18 protein-coding genes and 1 pseudogene are annotated in these 16662 nt (G+C 69.4%); 9 read left to right on the plus strand and 10 right to left on the minus strand.

All coding sequences use genetic code 11. The annotated features are described in order from the left end of the window. The first annotated feature begins 78 nt into the window (after nt 1-78). The gene (locus tag ACSHSS_RS17090) at nt 79-1746 is read left to right on the plus strand and encodes an alkaline phosphatase family protein (protein WP_445545252.1); all 1668 of its coding nucleotides are present in this window, start codon (nt 79-81) and stop codon (nt 1744-1746) included. Between the two features lie 115 nt (nt 1747-1861). Further along, nucleotides 1862-2056 carry a YqaE/Pmp3 family membrane protein gene (locus tag ACSHSS_RS17095; RefSeq protein WP_006397338.1) on the plus strand — a complete coding sequence of 65 codons (195 nt, stop codon included), beginning with the start codon at nt 1862-1864 and terminating at the stop codon, nt 2054-2056. Nucleotides 2057-2136: 80 nt separating this feature from the next. On the opposite strand, the gene ACSHSS_RS17100 is transcribed toward ACSHSS_RS17095, so the two are convergent. Genes ACSHSS_RS17100 through ACSHSS_RS17110 form a run of 3 tightly spaced genes read right to left on the minus strand, consistent with a single transcriptional unit; the run spans nt 2137 to nt 4738 of the window. Then, on the minus strand, nt 2137-2316 hold the full coding sequence (locus ACSHSS_RS17100; protein ID WP_012216287.1) for a hypothetical protein: 180 nt from the start codon (nt 2314-2316) through the stop codon (nt 2137-2139). Further along, nucleotides 2288-3295, minus strand: coding sequence for a cytochrome d ubiquinol oxidase subunit II (gene cydB, locus ACSHSS_RS17105; RefSeq protein WP_006397336.1), 1008 nt, complete (start codon nt 3293-3295; stop codon nt 2288-2290). The genes ACSHSS_RS17100 and cydB overlap by 29 nt, the downstream gene beginning before the upstream one ends. 30 nt (nt 3296-3325) lie before the next feature. Then, entirely contained in the window at nt 3326-4738 is a 1413-nt protein-coding gene (locus tag ACSHSS_RS17110) for a cytochrome ubiquinol oxidase subunit I (RefSeq protein WP_006397335.1), read from the minus strand. A 483-nt stretch (nt 4739-5221) separates the two neighbouring features. On the opposite strand from ACSHSS_RS17110, the gene ACSHSS_RS17115 reads away from it, so the two are divergent. From ACSHSS_RS17115 to ltaE, 3 genes are all read left to right on the plus strand, one after another. Beyond that, a complete protein-coding gene (locus tag ACSHSS_RS17115) occupies nt 5222-5548 on the plus strand; it encodes a hypothetical protein (protein WP_012216290.1) in 327 nt (108 codons plus the stop codon). A 13-nt stretch (nt 5549-5561) separates the two neighbouring features. Then, a complete protein-coding gene (locus tag ACSHSS_RS17120; RefSeq protein ID WP_048804284.1) occupies nt 5562-6104 on the plus strand; it encodes a glycine zipper family protein in 543 nt (180 codons plus the stop codon). A gap of 190 nt (nt 6105-6294) precedes the next feature. Further along, nucleotides 6295-7308: a low-specificity L-threonine aldolase gene (gene ltaE / locus ACSHSS_RS17125; protein WP_012216292.1), complete on the plus strand. Its 1014-nt coding sequence runs from the start codon at nt 6295-6297 to the stop codon at nt 7306-7308. Between the two features lie 111 nt (nt 7309-7419). Here the strand turns inward: ltaE and ACSHSS_RS17130 are convergent, their stop codons facing one another. Both ACSHSS_RS17130 and ACSHSS_RS17135 read right to left on the minus strand, forming a co-directional pair. After that, nucleotides 7420-7632 (minus strand): DUF1059 domain-containing protein, encoded by a 213-nt coding sequence (locus ACSHSS_RS17130; RefSeq protein WP_006397330.1) that lies wholly within the window; start codon nt 7630-7632, stop codon nt 7420-7422. A 153-nt stretch (nt 7633-7785) separates the two neighbouring features. Continuing rightward, complete coding sequence (locus ACSHSS_RS17135; protein ID WP_059842939.1) at nt 7786-8691, minus strand: HTH-type transcriptional regulator ArgP; 906 nt, start codon at nt 8689-8691, stop codon at nt 7786-7788. 155 nt (nt 8692-8846) lie between these two features. On the opposite strand from ACSHSS_RS17135, the gene ACSHSS_RS17140 reads away from it, so the two are divergent. Both ACSHSS_RS17140 and ACSHSS_RS17145 read left to right on the plus strand, forming a co-directional pair. Then, nucleotides 8847-9917: a rhodanese-like domain-containing protein gene (locus ACSHSS_RS17140; RefSeq protein ID WP_006416184.1), complete on the plus strand. Its 1071-nt coding sequence runs from the start codon at nt 8847-8849 to the stop codon at nt 9915-9917. 124 nt (nt 9918-10041) lie between these two features. After that, the gene (locus ACSHSS_RS17145; protein WP_445545253.1) at nt 10042-10701 is read left to right on the plus strand and encodes a glutathione S-transferase family protein; all 660 of its coding nucleotides are present in this window, start codon (nt 10042-10044) and stop codon (nt 10699-10701) included. Nucleotides 10702-10853: 152 nt separating this feature from the next. Here the strand turns inward: ACSHSS_RS17145 and ACSHSS_RS17150 are convergent, their stop codons facing one another. After that, on the minus strand, nt 10854-11546 hold the full coding sequence (locus ACSHSS_RS17150; RefSeq protein WP_445545254.1) for a phosphatase PAP2 family protein: 693 nt from the start codon (nt 11544-11546) through the stop codon (nt 10854-10856). A gap of 297 nt (nt 11547-11843) precedes the next feature. Next, complete coding sequence (locus ACSHSS_RS17155) at nt 11844-13079, minus strand: MFS transporter (protein WP_445545255.1); 1236 nt, start codon at nt 13077-13079, stop codon at nt 11844-11846. 102 nt (nt 13080-13181) lie between these two features. On the opposite strand from ACSHSS_RS17155, the gene ACSHSS_RS17160 reads away from it, so the two are divergent. Further along, nucleotides 13182-14165, plus strand: a complete 984-nt coding sequence (locus ACSHSS_RS17160) for a LysR family transcriptional regulator (RefSeq protein ID WP_445545256.1) — start codon at nt 13182-13184, stop codon at nt 14163-14165. A 24-nt stretch (nt 14166-14189) separates the two neighbouring features. Here ACSHSS_RS17160 and ACSHSS_RS17165 read toward each other — a convergent pair whose 3' ends face one another. From ACSHSS_RS17165 to ACSHSS_RS17175, 3 genes and pseudogenes are all read right to left on the minus strand, one after another. Continuing rightward, nucleotides 14190-14828 carry a 2-hydroxychromene-2-carboxylate isomerase gene (locus tag ACSHSS_RS17165; protein ID WP_445545257.1) on the minus strand — a complete coding sequence of 213 codons (639 nt, stop codon included), beginning with the start codon at nt 14826-14828 and terminating at the stop codon, nt 14190-14192. Between the two features lie 161 nt (nt 14829-14989). Beyond that, nucleotides 14990-15139, minus strand: a pseudogene (locus ACSHSS_RS17170) (polyketide cyclase); the annotation flags it as partial. An 18-nt stretch (nt 15140-15157) separates the two neighbouring features. After that, entirely contained in the window at nt 15158-15640 is a 483-nt protein-coding gene (locus ACSHSS_RS17175) for an SRPBCC family protein (RefSeq protein WP_006397321.1), read from the minus strand. Between the two features lie 443 nt (nt 15641-16083). Between ACSHSS_RS17175 and ACSHSS_RS17180 the strand changes: the two genes are divergently transcribed. Then, the gene (locus ACSHSS_RS17180) at nt 16084-16614 is read left to right on the plus strand and encodes a GNAT family N-acetyltransferase (RefSeq protein ID WP_445545258.1); all 531 of its coding nucleotides are present in this window, start codon (nt 16084-16086) and stop codon (nt 16612-16614) included. Nucleotides 16615-16662: the final 48 nt, after the last annotated feature.

Here is a 16662-nt window from a genome sequence, read left to right on the forward strand (position 1 = left end):
CCGCCGCAGAGCGCGGCGATATTTGGCGCGCCTGACGGCAAGTCACACAGTCCAACGATCAATCGATGAGGTGGGGTGATGAGGTCTTTCTTCGGCAAACAGCGACATATCGCAGTGATGGTGGCCGGCGCGCTCGCGCTGGCGAGCGTCGGTGCACACGCCCGGCAGGACGGCGCAGCCGGCGACGCGACACACGGGCGCCGCGTCGTGAAGCACGTGCTGCTGCTCAGCATCGACGGCCTGCACGAGCAGGATCTCGCGCGCTGCATCGGCGCGAACACGTGTCCGAACCTCGCGGTGCTCGCGCAGAGCGGCGTCACCTATACGAATGCGTACACGCCCGGGCTGTCCGATTCGTTTCCGGGCCTCGCGGCGCTCGTGACCGGCGGCTCGCCGAAGACGGCCGGCCTGTTCTACGACGTGTCGTACGATCGCAACCTCTATGCGCCCAGCGACACGACGTGCTCGGGCAAGCAGGGCTGGAACGTCGTCTTCGACGAGACGACCGGCATCGACGCGCAGAACGGCGGCGCGCTCGTGCATCTCGACGGCGGCGGTGCATTCAATCCGCAGGCGATTCCGCACGCACGCGTGAACGGCCGCTGCGTGCCGGTCTATCCGCACGACTACGTGAAGACGAACACGGTGTTCGAGGCCGTGAAGGCGGCGGTGCCGAACGCGCGCACCGCCTGGGCGGACAAGCACGCGTGGGGCTACGACTGGCTGAACGGCCCGTCGGGCACGGGCGTCGACGATCTCGCGCGCACCGAGATCAACTCGATCGATCCGGCGACGGGCACCGACTACACCGACGTCTATTCGCATACGGCGCGCTTCGACAACCTGCACGTGCAGGCGCTGATCAACCAGATCGACGGCCGCGATTCGACGGGCACGAAGAACGCGCCGGTGCCGACGCTGTTCGGCGCGAACTTCCAGACGCTGAGCGTCGCGCAGAAGGCGCCGGTCGCGGCGGGCGGCGGCTATCTCGATGCGAATTTCACGCCGAACGGGCAGGTCGCGAACGCGATCACGTACGTGGACGACGCGATCGGCCGCATCGTCGGCGCGCTGAAGCAGCACAACCTCTACACGTCGACGGCCGTGATCGTGACGGCGAAGCACGGGCAGTCGCCGACCGATCGCACGAAGCTCGTGAAGCACGGCGATACGCTGACGAAGCTGCTCGAGGCGAACGGCTATCTCGATCCGGACGGCAACTTCGGCCAGAACAACACGAAGACGGGTAGCCCGAACGACGGATCGGGCCTCGTCGGCACCGGCTTCGTGCAGACGGACGACGTCGGGCTGATCTGGCTGCGCGACCGCAGCCAGCGCACGGCGGTGGTGCAGACGCTGAACGCGAATCTCGGCTGCAACGCGCCCGGCATCTGCGCGGACGGCCCGCAGGCCTACGTGCTGTACGGCGCGGCGCTGGCCGAGCGGTTCGGCGATCCGGCGAACGGCCGTACGCCCGACATCATCGTGCAGCCGAACCCGGGCATGATCTACACGTCGAGCACGAAGAAGGATGAAGAGCATGGCGGCAACGCGCCGGACGACAGCCATCTGGGCCTGCTCGTGTCGTATCCGGGCCTGCATCGCGCGCGTACGGTGACCGACGTGGTCGGCACGACGCAGGTCGCGCCGACGATTCTGGCGCTGCTCGGCGTCGAGCCGCGGCTGCTTCAGGCGGTCGTGGCCGAGAACACGCGCGTGCTGCCGGGGCTCGGCATCGAGCGTTGAGCGCGGCGGCGGTCCATCGCGTGTCGACGGCGGTGCGCGGGTTGAATTCCCTCGCGTGCACCGCCATATTCGTTGCGCATTGCCCGTTCAACGAAACGTATCGCGAGGACCGCTCATGCGTCTGCTGCTTGCCCTGTTGTTGCCGTGGTTTCAGTTTTTCACGATCGGTCGTCCGATCGCCGGGATCATCTGCCTGATCCTGCAGATCACGATCATCGGCTGGCTGCCGGCGGCGATCTGGTCGGTGTATGCGCTGAGCCAGTACAAGACCGATCGCAAGATCGAAGCGGCGCTGCGCGAGCGGCGCTAGGCGCAGGCGGCGAACCGGCAAAACCGGCCGCCCAAGGAGAAACGGCCGCTTCGATCGAGCGACGATCGAAGCGGCCGTTTTCATTTCACCGCGAACAGCGTCAGATTCATGAAGATCTTGAACGCATAGCCGAGCGTGACGGCGCCGATCACGCCGCCGGCCCACAGTACGACGAACCACATCCAGCCGCGCATCCGCGGACGCCGCGCATCGGGCCGGCCGTCGGCGCGATCAGTGGTGGTAGTAATGCTGGTCTTCATGGCGCACCTTGCCTCGGAATACCCAGTAACCCATCGTCGTGTAGGCGATGATGATCGGCAGGATAACCGCTGCGCCGACCAGCGTGAAGGTCTGGCTCGAATGCGGCGCGGCGGCTTCCCAGATCGTCAGCGTCTGAGGAATCGCGTACGGGAACAGCGACACGAGCAGCCCCACGTAGCCGAGCAGCACGAGCGCGAGTGCGAGCACGAACGGCGTCATGTCGTGCCGGGCGCGCACCGCGCGGCGCATCCACACCGCGCAGCCGGCGACGAGGAACGGCACCGGCAGCAGTCGCCAGAACAACCCCGTATCGAACCAGCGCTGCGCGATGGCCGGATCCTGCAGCGGCGTCCAGAGGCTGACGATCGCGATGAAGCCGAGCAGCACGACGGTCAGCGGCCACACGACGCGATGCAGCCGGCGCTGCAGGTCGCCCTCGGTTTTCGCGACGAGCCAGCAGCAGCCGAGCAGCGCGTAGGTCGCGATCAGGCCGAGGCCCGTCAGCAGGCTGAACGGCGTCAGCCAGTCGAACGCGTCGCCGGCGAACACGCCGTCCTTCACGTCGATGCCCTGCAGGAACGCGCCGAGTGCGACACCCTGGAAGAACGTCGCGCCGGCCGAGCCGCCGATGAACGCGAGATCCCACAGCTGCTTCGTGCGGCGCGCCTTCGCGCGCAATTCGAACGACACGCCGCGGAAGATCAGGCAGACGAGCATGAAGATCAGCGGCAGATAGAGCGCGGACAGCACGGTCGAATAGACGACCGGAAACACGGCGAACAGCCCGGCGCCGCCGAGCACGAGCCAGGTTTCGTTGCCGTCCCACACGGGGGCGACCGTGTTCATCATCAGGTCGCGTTCCTTCTCGTCCGGGAAGAACGGGAAGACGATGCCGATGCCGAGGTCGAAGCCGTCGAGCACGACGTACATGAAGAGCCCCAATGCGATGATCGCGGCCCAGATTACGGTGACGTCCATAGTTTTCTCGTATGCGGATGGGGTGGCGGGTCAGACGGTCTCGAGCGGTTCGTCGACGGCCGACATCGGGCGGCGCGCGGTGTGATCGCGGCGCGTGTCGGGCGTGTCGTCGTGCTTCGCGTCGGGCAGCGCCGGGCCGGCCTTCATCAGCTTCAGCATGTAGTAGACGCCGGTGCCGAACACGAGGAAGTACACGATCACGAACGTCATCATCGACACGCTGACCTGCTGCACCGTCAGCGGCGACACCGCATGCGCGGTGCGCATCACGCCGTACACGACCCACGGCTGACGGCCCGCTTCGGTCGTCACCCAGCCGGCGAGCAGCGACACGAAGCCGGCCGGACCCATCACGAGCGCGAAGCGCTGCAGCAGCTTCGACTCATACAGGCGGCCGCGGCGGCGCAGGAACCACGCGAGCACGGCAAGGCCGATCATCGCGAAGCCGAGGCCGACCATGATCCGGAAGCTCCAGAACACGAGCGTCGAATTCGGACGGTCTTCCGGCGGGAATTCCTTCAGCCCGCGGATCTCGCCGTCCCAGCTATGCGTGAGGATCAGGCTCCCAAGATGCGGCACCTTGACGGCGTAGCGCGTCGTCTCGGCCTTCATGTCCGGAATGCCGAACAGGTTCAGCGCGGTGCCGCCCTTCTCGGTTTCCCACAGCCCTTCGATCGCGGCGATCTTCGCCGGCTGATGCTTCAGCGTGTTGAGGCCGTGCTGGTCGCCGATGATCGCCTGCACCGGCGCGAGCACGAGCAGCAGCCACAGCGCCATCGAGAACATCTTCTTCACGCTCTTGTCGCGGCGGCCTTTCAGCAGGTGATACGCGCCCGTCGCGGCCACCACCAGCGCGGCGACGATGAACGCGGCGATCGCCATGTGGAGCAGCCGGTACGGGAACGAGGGGTTGAAGATGATCGCGAACCAGTCGGTCGGCACGATGCGGCCGTCGACGATCTCGAAGCCCTGCGGTGTCTGCATCCAGCTGTTCGACGCGAGGATCCAGAACGTCGAGATCAGCGTGCCGATCGCGACCATCAGCGTCGCGCCGAAGTGCGCGCGCGGGCTCACGCGATTCCAGCCGAACAGCATGATGCCGAGGAAGCCTGCTTCGAGGAAGAACGCGGTCATCACCTCGTACATCAGCAGCGGGCCCGTGACCGACCCGGCGAAGCTCGAGAACCCGGACCAGTTCGTGCCGAACTGATAGCTCATCACGACGCCCGAGACGACGCCCATCCCGAACGCGACCGCGAAGATCTTCGACCAGAACAGGCACAGCGTCTTGTAGTACGCCTTGCCGGTTTTCAGCCAGCGGTATTCGAGCACGGCGATGAAGCTCGCGAGCCCGATGCTCATGGCCGGAAAGACGATGTGGAAGGAGACGGTGAACGCGAATTGCAGGCGGGCCAGATCGAGGGCCGAAAAAGCGGTGTCCATACCAGTTGACCGAAGCAGACGATACCCGCCGACGGATGCCGGCGGACCCCGGCACAGCGCTGCGGGGTTGGCTGGAGTATCGGACGCGATGTTGCGTCGCGAAATGTGCCAACTCGTCGCAGATGTCCAGCCCGCAGCGCGCGGTTGCGGCGTAAATCGTTGATTTGTATCAAGAACGATGCGTGCGGCGCGCATCCGCGCGGCGTGGCGGCTTGCCGCACGTGCGTCAATATGGCGCGTCGCGGCATCGGAACCGCGCGGGGCGATCGGGCGCGATGCGGCACGTCGCGCGCGGTGTTCCGTTTCCATGCGTTAACGCGTAATGCGCGCGGGCCTGCCGATGCGTCGTCGCGCGACGCGCTGTCACATGCGTAACGATGCGCAACATTCGCGCGCGCGCCCGTAATGGAAGGCGAAGCGCGCGCGGCGTAGCGTTCCATCTGTCGGGTTCGCATCGGCGAACCTGCTGCCGGAGAACGTGACGTGAATCGATTGAAGCTCGCGCTCGGTGCCGCGGCCGCCGTGATGGCGGCGACGAGCGGTGTCGCGCATGCCGCCCGGGTCGGCGTCTATGTCGGCCCCGGCTACCCGTACGGCTATCCCGTCGTGCCCGCACCGTACTACTACGCGCCGCCCGTCGTCGCGGTGCCGGTCGAGCCCGCGCCGCCGCCGCAGTATGTCGAGAAGGATCAGCCGCAGCCAGGCGGCGATCCGGACCTCTGGTACTACTGCGACGCGTCGAAGCATTACTACCCGTACGTGAAGACCTGCAAGTCGGGCTGGCGCTCGGTGCCGGCGCGGCCGCAATAGTGGAGATCCGGCGATGAAGCAGACGATTCGATCGCTGCGCGCACCGGCCGTGCTGGCGCTGACCGGCCTGCTCGGCGCATGCGCGTACCTGCCGGCCGGGCCGAGCGTGATGGCGCTGCCGGGCACCGGCAAGACCTTCGACCAGTTCCGCGTCGACGACGCGAACTGCCGGCAGTTCGCGCTTCAGCAGTCGGGCGGCGTCAACGCCGCGCAGGCGTCGACGGCGAGCGCGCTCGGCAGCGCCGCAGTCGGCACGGCGCTCGGCGCGGCGGCGGGCGCCGCGTTCAACGGCGGCACCGGCGCCGCGGTCGGCGCCGGCGCGGGGCTGCTCGCCGGCAGTGTGGTCGGCACCGGTGCCGCGCAAGGTTCCGCGTACGACGTCCAGCGCCGCTATGACTACGGCTACCTGCAATGCATGTACGCGGCCGGCAACCGCGTGCCGGTGCCGGGCGCGATGAGCGACGCGTACGGCGGCTACAGCGGCGCCGGCGCGCCGCCGCGCGCTGCGCCGCCGCTGCCGCCGCCCGGCGTGCAACCGCCGCCGCCGCGATATTGATCGCGTCGTCGAGTCGTCGAGTCGTCGCGTCGCGCGCGCCGCTGCAGTCGCGCGGCGCACCGACGAAGCGCGGCCGTAGCCCTGCGCGCCGCGCGTTCCGCGCGCGCGTCGCGAATTGCGTACACTCTGAGTTTCGTTTCGGCAGGGCCGGGCGCTACGGATCCGGTCCGCGTTCACTCAGGGCACGAAGATGATCGATTTGCGCAGCGATACCGTGACACGTCCGAGCCAGGCGATGCTGGCCGCGATGACTGCCGCCGAAGTCGGCGACGACGTTTGGGGCGACGACCCGACCGTGCTGCGCCTGCAGGCCGCCACGGCCGAGCGGGCCGGCAAGGAAGCGGGGCTGTTCTTTCCGAGCGGCACGCAGAGCAATCTGGCCGCGCTGATGGCGCATTGCGAACGCGGCGACGAATACATCGTCGGGCAGCTCGCCCACACGTACAAATACGAAGGCGGCGGCGCGGCGGTGCTCGGCAGCATCCAGCCGCAACCGATCGAGAACGCGCCCGACGGCACGCTGCCGCTCGCGAAGATCGCCGCCGCGATCAAGCCGCTCGACAACCACTTCGCGCGCACGCGCCTGCTCGCGCTCGAGAACACGATCGGCGGCCAGGTGCTGCCGGAAGGCTACGTGCAGGAAGCCGTCGCGTTCGCGCGCAGCCGCGGCTTGTCGGCGCACCTCGACGGCGCGCGCGTCTGCAATGCGGCCGTCGCGTCGGGCCGCTCGATCGCCGAGCTGTGCGCGCCGTTCGATACCGTGTCGATCTGCTTCTCGAAGGGGCTCGGCGCACCGGTCGGCTCGGTGCTGGTCGGCAGCCGTGCGCTGATCGAGCGCGCGCAGCGCTGGCGCAAGGTGCTCGGCGGCGGGATGCGGCAGTCGGGCATTCTCGCGGCGGCGTGCCTGTATGCGCTCGACCACAACGTCGAACGCCTGGCCGACGATCATGCGAACGCCGCACATCTCGCCGAAGGGCTCGCGCGCATCGAACCGGTCAAAGTGCTCTCGCAGGCGACGAACATGGTGTTCGCGCAGTTCCCCGAAGCCGATTGCGCACCGCTCGAGGCCTGGCTGAAGGCGCGCGGGATTCTGACGCAGATGCTCTACGCGTCGCGCTTCGTCACGCACTGCGACGTCTCGCGCGCGGACATCGATACCTTCATCGATGCCGTCGGCGCGTACTTCGCCCAGCGTCGCGCGTAAAACGGAATGCGCCGGCCGGCAGAGCGCCGGCGCGACAGGGCGCGAAGCAGGGAACGGGGGTGACGGGGCGATGCGGTGCCCCGTCGTTCGATTGAGGGCGGGGCTCGTCGATCACGCTTGCCGCGGCGTGTCGACGGGCGGCGTGCCGTCGTGGAAGAGCGCTTTCAGCTGGGTACGCAGTTCGGCGTTGTCGGTGTGCTGATGGACCGACACCGCATGCTGGACGGCGGCCTCCAGCAGTTCGTTATCGGAATCCGCGGAAATCGCGACCGAGCAGTGCATCGCGCTGGGAAACTCGCGGCAGTCGATATAGCGGCGGGACATGATGTGCTCCTTGCAGAACGAGGAACGGCCGGGTAGGCATCGTCGGTCGCACGGCGCGTTCGCGCGGCCGATGCAAAAAGTATAGGCGGCGCGGCCCGGTTTCCCGACGTGTCCTTTGCCGCGATGCAGGCTGTGTCGCGCGTTCGTCGCGGATTACGGCAGCGGCGCGAGCAGGCGGCGCGCCGCTTCGACGACGCGCGCGGACAGCGACGCCATCGTCGGCGACTGCACGGTCCACGCGTGCCAGTACAGCGTGACGTCGGTCGGATGCGCGGGCGCGAGATCGACGAGCTTCTGCGCGGCGAGCGGCGCGTCGCCGATCAGCGGCTCCGGCACCATCGCGTAGCCGAGCCCGTGCCGCACCGCCGCGAAATGCGCGTGCGTGCCCGGCACGTAATGGCACGGATACGCGCCGGGCGGCAGCCCGAACCGCTGTTCCAGAAACGACGACTGCAGCGTGTCGCGCCGCGAATACGCGACGACCGGCGCATCGCGCGCGCTCGTGCGTGTGAGGCCGCGCGGAAACCAGCGCGCGGCGAACGCGTCGGCCGCGAGCAGCCGATAGCGCATCGTGCCGAGCGGCGTCGCGACGCAGCCGCGCATCGGCTTCGGCTCGGTCGTCACGCAGCCGACCGCCATCCCGCTTTCGAGCAGCGCGAACGTGTGATCCTGATCCTCGACGATCAGCTCGAACAGGATGCGCTCGCCCGCGAGCACCGATGTCAGCGCCGGCAGAAACCATGTGCCGAGGCTGTCCGAGTTCAGCGCGATCGTGACCGAGATCGGCGTTTCGCGTTCGGTCGCGAGCGTGCTTTGCAGGTCCGCCTGCAGCAGCGCGACGCGGCGCAGATGCTGCAGCACGCGCTGCCCGGCGACGGTCGGACGGCACGGCCGCGTGCGCAGCACGAGCGGCGTGCCGAGGCTCGCTTCGAGCGCGCGCACGCGCTGCGTGATCGCCGACGCGGTCACGTGCAGCCGCACGGCCGCTTGCTCGAAGCTGCCCGTATCGGCGACGGCGAGCAGTGCGGCGGCCTGCTTCGGATCGATGGTCAGCGACATGTCGACGAAATTCCTCTGAACGCGAACGGAACGGCCCGTAGTGTAAGCGAGCCCCCGATCGACGGTCGCGCCGTGCGCGTCGTGCACAGCCACCGCGGCGGCGCGCGCGTTTTGACCTACGCTAGAGAGACGCGCCACGCGACGGAGCCATTCCGATGATCTTCCGGCAACTGTTCGACCCGCAATCGTCTACCTACACGTACCTGCTCGCCGATCCGGCCGCGCGCGAAGCGTTGCTGATCGACCCCGTCTTCGAGCAGGTGCGCCGCGACGCCGCGCTGCTCGACGAGCTCGGGCTGCGGCTCGTCGCGACGATCGACACGCACGTGCATGCGGATCACGTGACGGGCGCGTGGCTGCTGAAGCAGCGCACCGGCAGCGCGATCGCAATCTCGGCCGACAGCGGCGCGCAGGGTGCCGACCGCTATCTGCGCGACGGCGATCGCTGCACGTTCGGCGCGCGCTACGTGACGGTGCGCGCGACGCCCGGCCACACGAGCGGCTGCATCAGCCTCGTGCTCGACGACGAATCGAAGGCATTCACCGGCGACTGTCTGCTGATTCGCGGCACGGGCCGCACCGATTTCCAGCAAGGCGACCCGCGCGCGCTGTACCGCTCGGTGCACGGCCGGCTGTTCACGCTGCCGGCCGCGTGCCTGCTGTATCCGGCGCACGACTACCGCGGGCTGTCGGTGACGAGCGTCGCCGAGGAGCGGCGCTTCAACCCGCGGCTCGGCGGCGATCTGAGCGAGGACGACTTCGCCGGCTACATGCGCAACCTCGGGCTCGCGCACCCGCGACAGATCGACGTCGCGGTGCCCGCCAATCTGCGCTGCGGCGTCGCGGCGAGCGCGCCCGATGCACGTGACGCCGCGGACTGGGCGCCGCTGGCGTACACGTTCGCCGGATTCTGGGAAATCGATGCGCAGTGGCTCGAGGATCATCTGACGGCGGTGCAGATCGTCGACGTGCGCGAGCCCGACGAATTCACGGGCCCGCTCGGCCATCTGCCGGGTGCGACGCCGATCCCGCTCGGCGAGCTGGCCGCGCGCGCCGGCGAGCTCGCACGCGAGCGGCCGATCGTCACCGTATGCCGCGCGGGCGGACGTTCCGCGCAGGCGACCGTGCTGCTGCGCAATGCGGGCTTCGACCGCGTCGCGAATCTCGGTGGCGGCATGCTGCGCTGGCGTGCCGAAGGGCGCATCGTGACGGACGGCCGCGCATAGCCGCGGCGCAGCGCGGTTTTCGGCGATGATGGTGCCGATGTCGAATCGGCGGCTCGCCGATCGTCGTCACGGTATCGACCCTGCCGCGCCGCACGACGCGGCGCCATCACCGGAGAGACGCGCGATGCTGCCGACGCTGTATGCCCACCCGTTTTCGTCCTACTGCCAGAAAGTGCTGACCGCGCTGTACGAGAACGGCACGCCGTTCGACTATCGCCTGCTCGCGCACGACGATCCGGCGCCGATGCGCGAACTCGCCGCGCTGTGGCCGATGAAGCGCTTCCCGGTGCTCGTCGACGCGGGCCGCACGCTGATCGAGGCGACGATCATCGTCGAGTATCTCGACCTCAACCATCCGCGCCCCGTGCGGCTGCTGCCCGACGATCCGCATGCGGCGCTCGACGTGCGCATGATGGATCGCTTCTTCGACAACTACGTATCGACGCCGCAGCAGAAAATCGTGCTCGACGCGCTGCGTCCGCCGGGCGAGCGCGACGCGCGCGGTGTCGCCGATGCGCGTGCGATGCTCGACACCGCGTATGCGTGGCTCGACGCGCGGATGGCCGATCGCGAATGGGCTGCCGGCGACCGCTTCAGCCTCGCCGACTGCGGCGCGGCGCCGTTCCTGTTCTATGCCGACTGGACGCATCGGATCGATCCGTCGTTCGCGAACGTGATCGCGTATCGGCAGCGGCTGCTGGCGCGGCCGTCGTTTGCGCGGGCGGTCGACGAAGCGCGGCCGTACCGGCCGTTCTTTCCGCTCGGCGCGCCCGATCGCGACTGATGCCGCCCGCGCGGCACGCGGCCGCGGTGGCGGTGGCGGTCGCGGCAATCGACGCGCCGTCCCTGCGCTGCGCGCGGCGTGCCGGGGCCGCGAACGGCCGGCAGCGCGTGCGCGGTGGTCGGAAGGTCGGCGGCAGCATCGTCCGTCCCGCGCTACATCGCGTGCGTCGCGGACTGCGCGAGCGTCAGCAGTTCGTCGAACTGCGTGATCAGCTCGAAGCAGAGCAGGAACGCGAGCGTGTAGGCCGGCGCCGGAAAACGCCGGATCGCCTGCAGCACCTGCGGCGCGAAGCGCGCGCGGATCGCATCGCGCGTCAGCAGCCAGGTGATGGCGATGCCGATCGCCGCGCCCGCGAGCAGATCGGTCGGGTAATGAAAGCCGAGATATGCGCGCGGCACGCAGATGAACACGATCGTGTAGAGCAGCGCGAACACGCCGATGCGGCGCGCAATGATGAAGATGCCGGTCGCGATCGCCATCCACAGCATCGCGTGATCGCTCGGAAACGAACTCCAGTTCTGCAGCGTGGCCGCGCGCAGGCCGGCCGACGGAAAGTGCAGATGCAGATCGGGGTTGTAGATCGGCCGCACGCGGAACGGCAGTGCATGCGCGAGCACGCGGCCGGTGGCGAGCGCGACGAGGCCGCCGGCAACCGTCGCGACGACGTATTCGCGCTGCCGCTCGCGCTCGGGGCCGGGCTGGAACCAGAGCCAGCACAGCACGGGAATCAGGATGAAGCCCTTGAACGTGTAGAGCCCCGCGATCACGCGCACCGCATGATTCGCGAGCGGGCTCAGCGTGATGTGGGTGAGAAAGGTCTGAATCGTCGTATCGAAATCGTTCATGTTCTGCGACGCCGGCGGGCGCGCAGCGCATCGCGCGCGACCGGCGGAATCAGGAAGCGCGCTCGCAGCGGAGCGCAACGGGGGGCAAGTATGTCATCCGTAATTTCGAAGAAAATGCGAAAAAATACCGGGATTCCCCTGAGGGATCGCGCTCGTCCGACGGGGCCGCGCCGCGCGGCGCCGTGCGGCGGGGCGGTCGAAATGGTCGGATGAATGCGCGCAAGTCGCCGCGATCGGCGAAAAAAAAACGGCAGGAATCCGATGCGTCAAAAAAACACGGCGCCGCGCGAAGCGCGCTTATTGTCGCCACATGCGAACCGCGAGTGCGGCGAGCGACGTCACGACGGCCAGCGCGATCACCGCGTTCCAGCCCAGTTGCGCGAGCAACAGACTGCCGAGCGCCGCGCCGGCCGCCATGCCGATGAACATGCCGACGAATAGCACGGCATTCAGGCGGCTGCGCGACGCCGGATCGATCCGGTACACGATCGCCTGATGCGCGATCAGCGTCGCCTGCACGCCGAGATCGAAGCCGATCGTGGCGGCCGACAGCAGCGCGAGCTGCGCGTGCGCCGGCATCGCGGGTGCGGCGGCCATCGCGGCGAACGACAGCGTCGCGATTCCGATCCCGATGCGCGTCACGTGCTCGGGCCCGTGACGGTCGGCCAGCCGTCCCGCGATCGGCGCGGCCAGCGCGCCGGCGGCGCCGGCAAGGCCGAACGCGCCGGCTGCCGCGCTGCCGAGATGAAACGGCGCATCGTGCAGCATCACCGCGAGCGTCGACCAGAATGCACTGAAGCCGATCGCCAGCAGGCCTTGCGCGAGCGCCGCACGGCGCAGCGCCCGATGACGCTGCCAGAGCTCGCGCAGCGAGCCGATCAGCGCGCGATACGGCAACTGCGTGGTGGGCGCGAAGCGCGGCAGCCCGCGCGCGGCGACGATGCCGATCGCGGCGACGCTCGCGGCGGCGAGCGCGAACATCGCGCGCCAGCCGGCGGTTTCGGCGACGAATCCGGCCACGACGCGCGACAGCAGGATGCCGAGCAGCAGCCCCGTCATCACCGTGCCCACGACGCGGCCGCGGTGCTGGTCGTGCGCGAGCGTCGCGGCGGCCGGCACGACGTCCTGCGCCATCGTCGCGGTGAGGCCGATCGCGAAGCTCGCCGCGAGCAGCAGCCCGAGCGAAGGCGCGACGGCCGCGAGCAGCAGCGCGACGACCAGTGCGCCGGCTTTCGTGACGATCACGCGGCGTCGGTCGAAGCGGTCGCCGAGCGGCGCGAGCAGCAGGATCCCGAGCGCGTAGCCGAGCTGCGTGAGCGTCGGCACGAAACCGATCGCGCGCGCCGACGCGCCCAGGTCGGGGCCAAGCGCGCCGAGCATCGGCTGCGCGTAATAGAGCGGCGCGACGCCGAGGCCGGCCGCCGCGGCGAGCAGCACGACCAGACGGCGGCCGGGCAGCGACGAAGCCGCGGCGTGGGCCGGGGCGGCAGGCTGCGCGTGCGGCGCGGCAACGAGACGGTGCGGAGTAGACATGATGGGCGTCCTCGGTGGTGGAAACACGATGGACGCGAGTGTGACCGCGCGGCACGCGCGACGGTAGTAGCGCGCCGCGCAGACTTGTTATACGTTTCGCGTATGACTGAAAAATCCCATGAATCCCGCGACGCACAAGGCGGTTCGCGCATTCCGACGGTGCCCGTGGACAGCGCCGGCTATCGTTTCGAGCTGATGGAGACGTTCGTACGCATAGTCGAGGCCGGCAGCCTGTCGGCCGCCGCGGCGCAGTTGCATACGACGCAGCCGACGGTCAGCCGCAGGCTGCAGGCGCTCGAGCGCTCGCTCGGCGTGCGGCTGCTGCAGCGGACGACGCACGCGATGCGGCTGACCGTCGACGGCGAGCGCTGCTTCAAGCGCGCGAAGGATCTGCTCGCGAGCTGGGCCGCGTTCGAAGCCGATCTGCGCGGCGCGCAGGAGGAGCCCGACGGCCTGCTGCGCGTCGCCGTGCCGCATGCGTTCGGACAGGAGCGCTTCGTCGAGCCGCTCGCGGGATTCCTGCGCGACTATCCGCGCGTGTCGGTCGAATGGCTGCTACAGGACGACGTGCGCGATTTCGTCGGCAGCGGCATCGACTGCGCGATCCAGGTCGGCGAACCGACCGATCCGGGCGTGGTCGCGATCCGGCTGACGAACGTGCCGCGTTTCGTCGCGGCGGCGCCGTCGGTGCTCGGCGGTGCCGACGTGCCGCGCGATCCCGACGCGCTCGCCGCGCTGCCGTGGCTCGCGCTGAGCACGTACTACCGCACCGAGCTGACGCTCACGCATGCGGCGACCGGCGACACGCGCCGGATCCGGATTCGCCCGCGCATGACCACCGCGAATCTGTACGCGCTGCGCAGCGCGGCGCTGCTCGGCGTCGGTGCGTGCGTCGGTTCGTCGTGGATGCTCGCCGGCGACCTTGCGCGCGGCGAACTCGTGCATCTCGCGCCCGAGTGGCACGCGGCGCCGTTGCCCGTTTATCTGATCTATCCGCACGCGCAGTTCTATCCGTCGCGGCTCGTGCGGTTCGCCGCGATGATGCGCGAAGCGGTGCCGCGTCTCGTCGAAGGGCGCGACGCGTGATGCGGCGGCCGGCGCCGCCGGCGCTCAGCGTCGACGAATGCCTTCGGGCAGCGCGCTGATGCGCCGCACTTCCGGCGAGTCGAGCCATGCGCGCGACGCCGCGCAGTCGACGAACATGTCGGTCGCGTCCTCGCCCCAGAACAGATCGCCGTCGAGCTCGAAGGTCGGCACGCCGAACACGCCGTGCGCGATGGTGCGATCGGTGTTCGCGCGCAGCGCGTCCTTGACCGGCTGCGCGTCGACTGCGCGCACGCCTTCCGGAAAGCCGACCGCGTCGCACAGCGCGGCGAAGCCTTCGGGCGACGCGACGTCGTGGCCGTCGCGCCAGATGTGCCGGAAGATGCGGCGGATCGCGTCGCGCGAATTCCCCATCGCGATCGCGAGGCGCAGCGGCTGGATCGGGTTGAACGGATGCGCGGGCGGCATCCGGAACGGAATGCCGAGCTTGTCCGCGCGATATTGCGCGTGGCGGTACGTGAAGATGCGCTTCGTCGCGATTTCGGCCGGCGCTTTCTGGCCCCAGTGCGCGAGCAGCGCGCCGAGCACGATCGGCGTCGGCTCGAACGCGGCGTCGGGCGGCAGCCGGTCGAACTGTTCCTGCTGCAGGTAGGCGAACGGCGAAACGAAATCGAAGTACCACGTGGCGGTGCGCGCTGCGTTCATCGCTGAAGTCTCCTCGGGCAGGGCCGGACGGCGGGCGTGCGCGCGAACGATCGGTGCGTCGGCGCATGCGCGCCAGTGTCGCATGGGGCGGTGTTTCGCGCAGCCGGTCGCGGTGTTGCGCGGCGCGCGTCGCGGTCGCGGGCGGATTTCGCGTTTGCGGCTCAGGTGTGCGGCCGACCGCCGTGTTCGACGGGCGCCGCGAGCCGCGCAAGCGCCGTGCGCCAGCCGGTCTCGTTGTCCGCGGCCGGCACACCGGGCGGCACGGCGCCGTGGACCGCGTCGACACGCGTGCCAGCGTCTTCGTCTGACAACGGTCGTGCGTTTGCGGCTTAGGCGTGCGGCCGACCGCCGTCTTCGACGAGCGCCGCGAGCCGAGCAAGCGCCATGCGCCAGCCGGTCTCGTTGTCCGCGGCCGGCACACCGGGCGGCACGCCGTCGTGGACCGCGTCGACGCGCGTGCCGCCGTCTTCGTCCGACAACGTGATCGTGATCGTCATCGCGCCGCGCAGCATCGGATCGTCGGTCTCGAACACGTCGATCTCGACGACTTGCCGATCCGGCACGAGCGTCACGAAGCGGCCGTGATAGGTGTCGGTGTGCGCGTCGGTCTTGCCGGCGGGCGCCGCCGCATCGGCGGTGAGCGACACGCGCAGCGCGCCGCCCTCGCGCGCATCGAACGCGTGGACGCGGCACGTCATGCCGTCGGGCACCTTCCATTGCTCGACCGCATGCGGATCGAGCAACGCGCGATACACGCGGTTGCGCGGCGCATTCACGTGCCGGCTGATGCGCGTCGTGTGCGAGTGCATCATGGTTGCCTCCTTCGGCCGGGCGTCGGCACGGGTGGCGTGCCGGTGCGCGCGGCGCTTGTTCAGAAATCCTAGGCGGGCGCGCGGCGCGTCGCAATGCCGGGAAGGCCGCGGCCGATGCTGCGATGCCGCGTATGGCGCCCGCGCTGCGCGGCGCCCGGCCGAGGCGGCGCGCCGGCCGCCCGTCGCGCGACTGCGGCGGTGCGGCAACTATTTTCATCGCGTAGCATAGCGAATGCGCGACCGGCGATCGTTGTGGGCGCAGCATCCACTGGCGCTGCTGCTGTCGCTGATGCTGACGCCGAGCGCCGAGCGCCGAGCGCCGACGCCGACGCTGACGCCGAACGCCGAACGCCGAACGCCGAACGCCGAACGCCGACGGTTCGCACGCCTGCCGATCGCGAACCGGCGCGTGCCGCGCGTCCGACCTGACTACCGGAGGGGGAATGACCAAATCTGTGACCGTGCGCCGCGTCGGCGCGAACGAGGCCATCGCGTATGTCGACGCACTGTCCGACGTGCTGATCGATTGCGTCGAAGGCGGTGCGTCCGTCAGCTTCATGCTGCCGATCGCGCGATCGACGGCCGTGGCGTTCTGGACCGGCGTCGCCGAAAGCGTCGCGAACGGCGAGCGCATCCTGCTCGTCGCCGAAGACGCGTCGGGCCGCATCGTCGGCACCGTGCAGATCGTGACCGCGCAGCCGGAGAATCAGCCGCATCGCGCGGACATCGCGAAGATGCTGGTCGCGCGGCACGCGCGCCGGCAGGGCGTCGCCGCGCGGCTGCTGGCTGCGGCCGATGCGGCCGCGCGCGACGCCGGCAAGACGGTGCTCGTGCTCGACACCGTGACGGGCGGCGACGCCGAACGGCTGTACGAGCGCGCGGGCTGGCAGCGTGTGGGCGTCGTGCCGAACTACGCGCTGATGCCGGACGGCGCGCCGTGCGCGACGACGTTCTTTCACAAGCAGCTCGCTTAGCAGGCTGCGGAAATACCCAACGGGCGCAGCTTCGCTGCTGACGCAAGG

Source organism: Burkholderia sp. BC1, assembly GCF_052683555.1.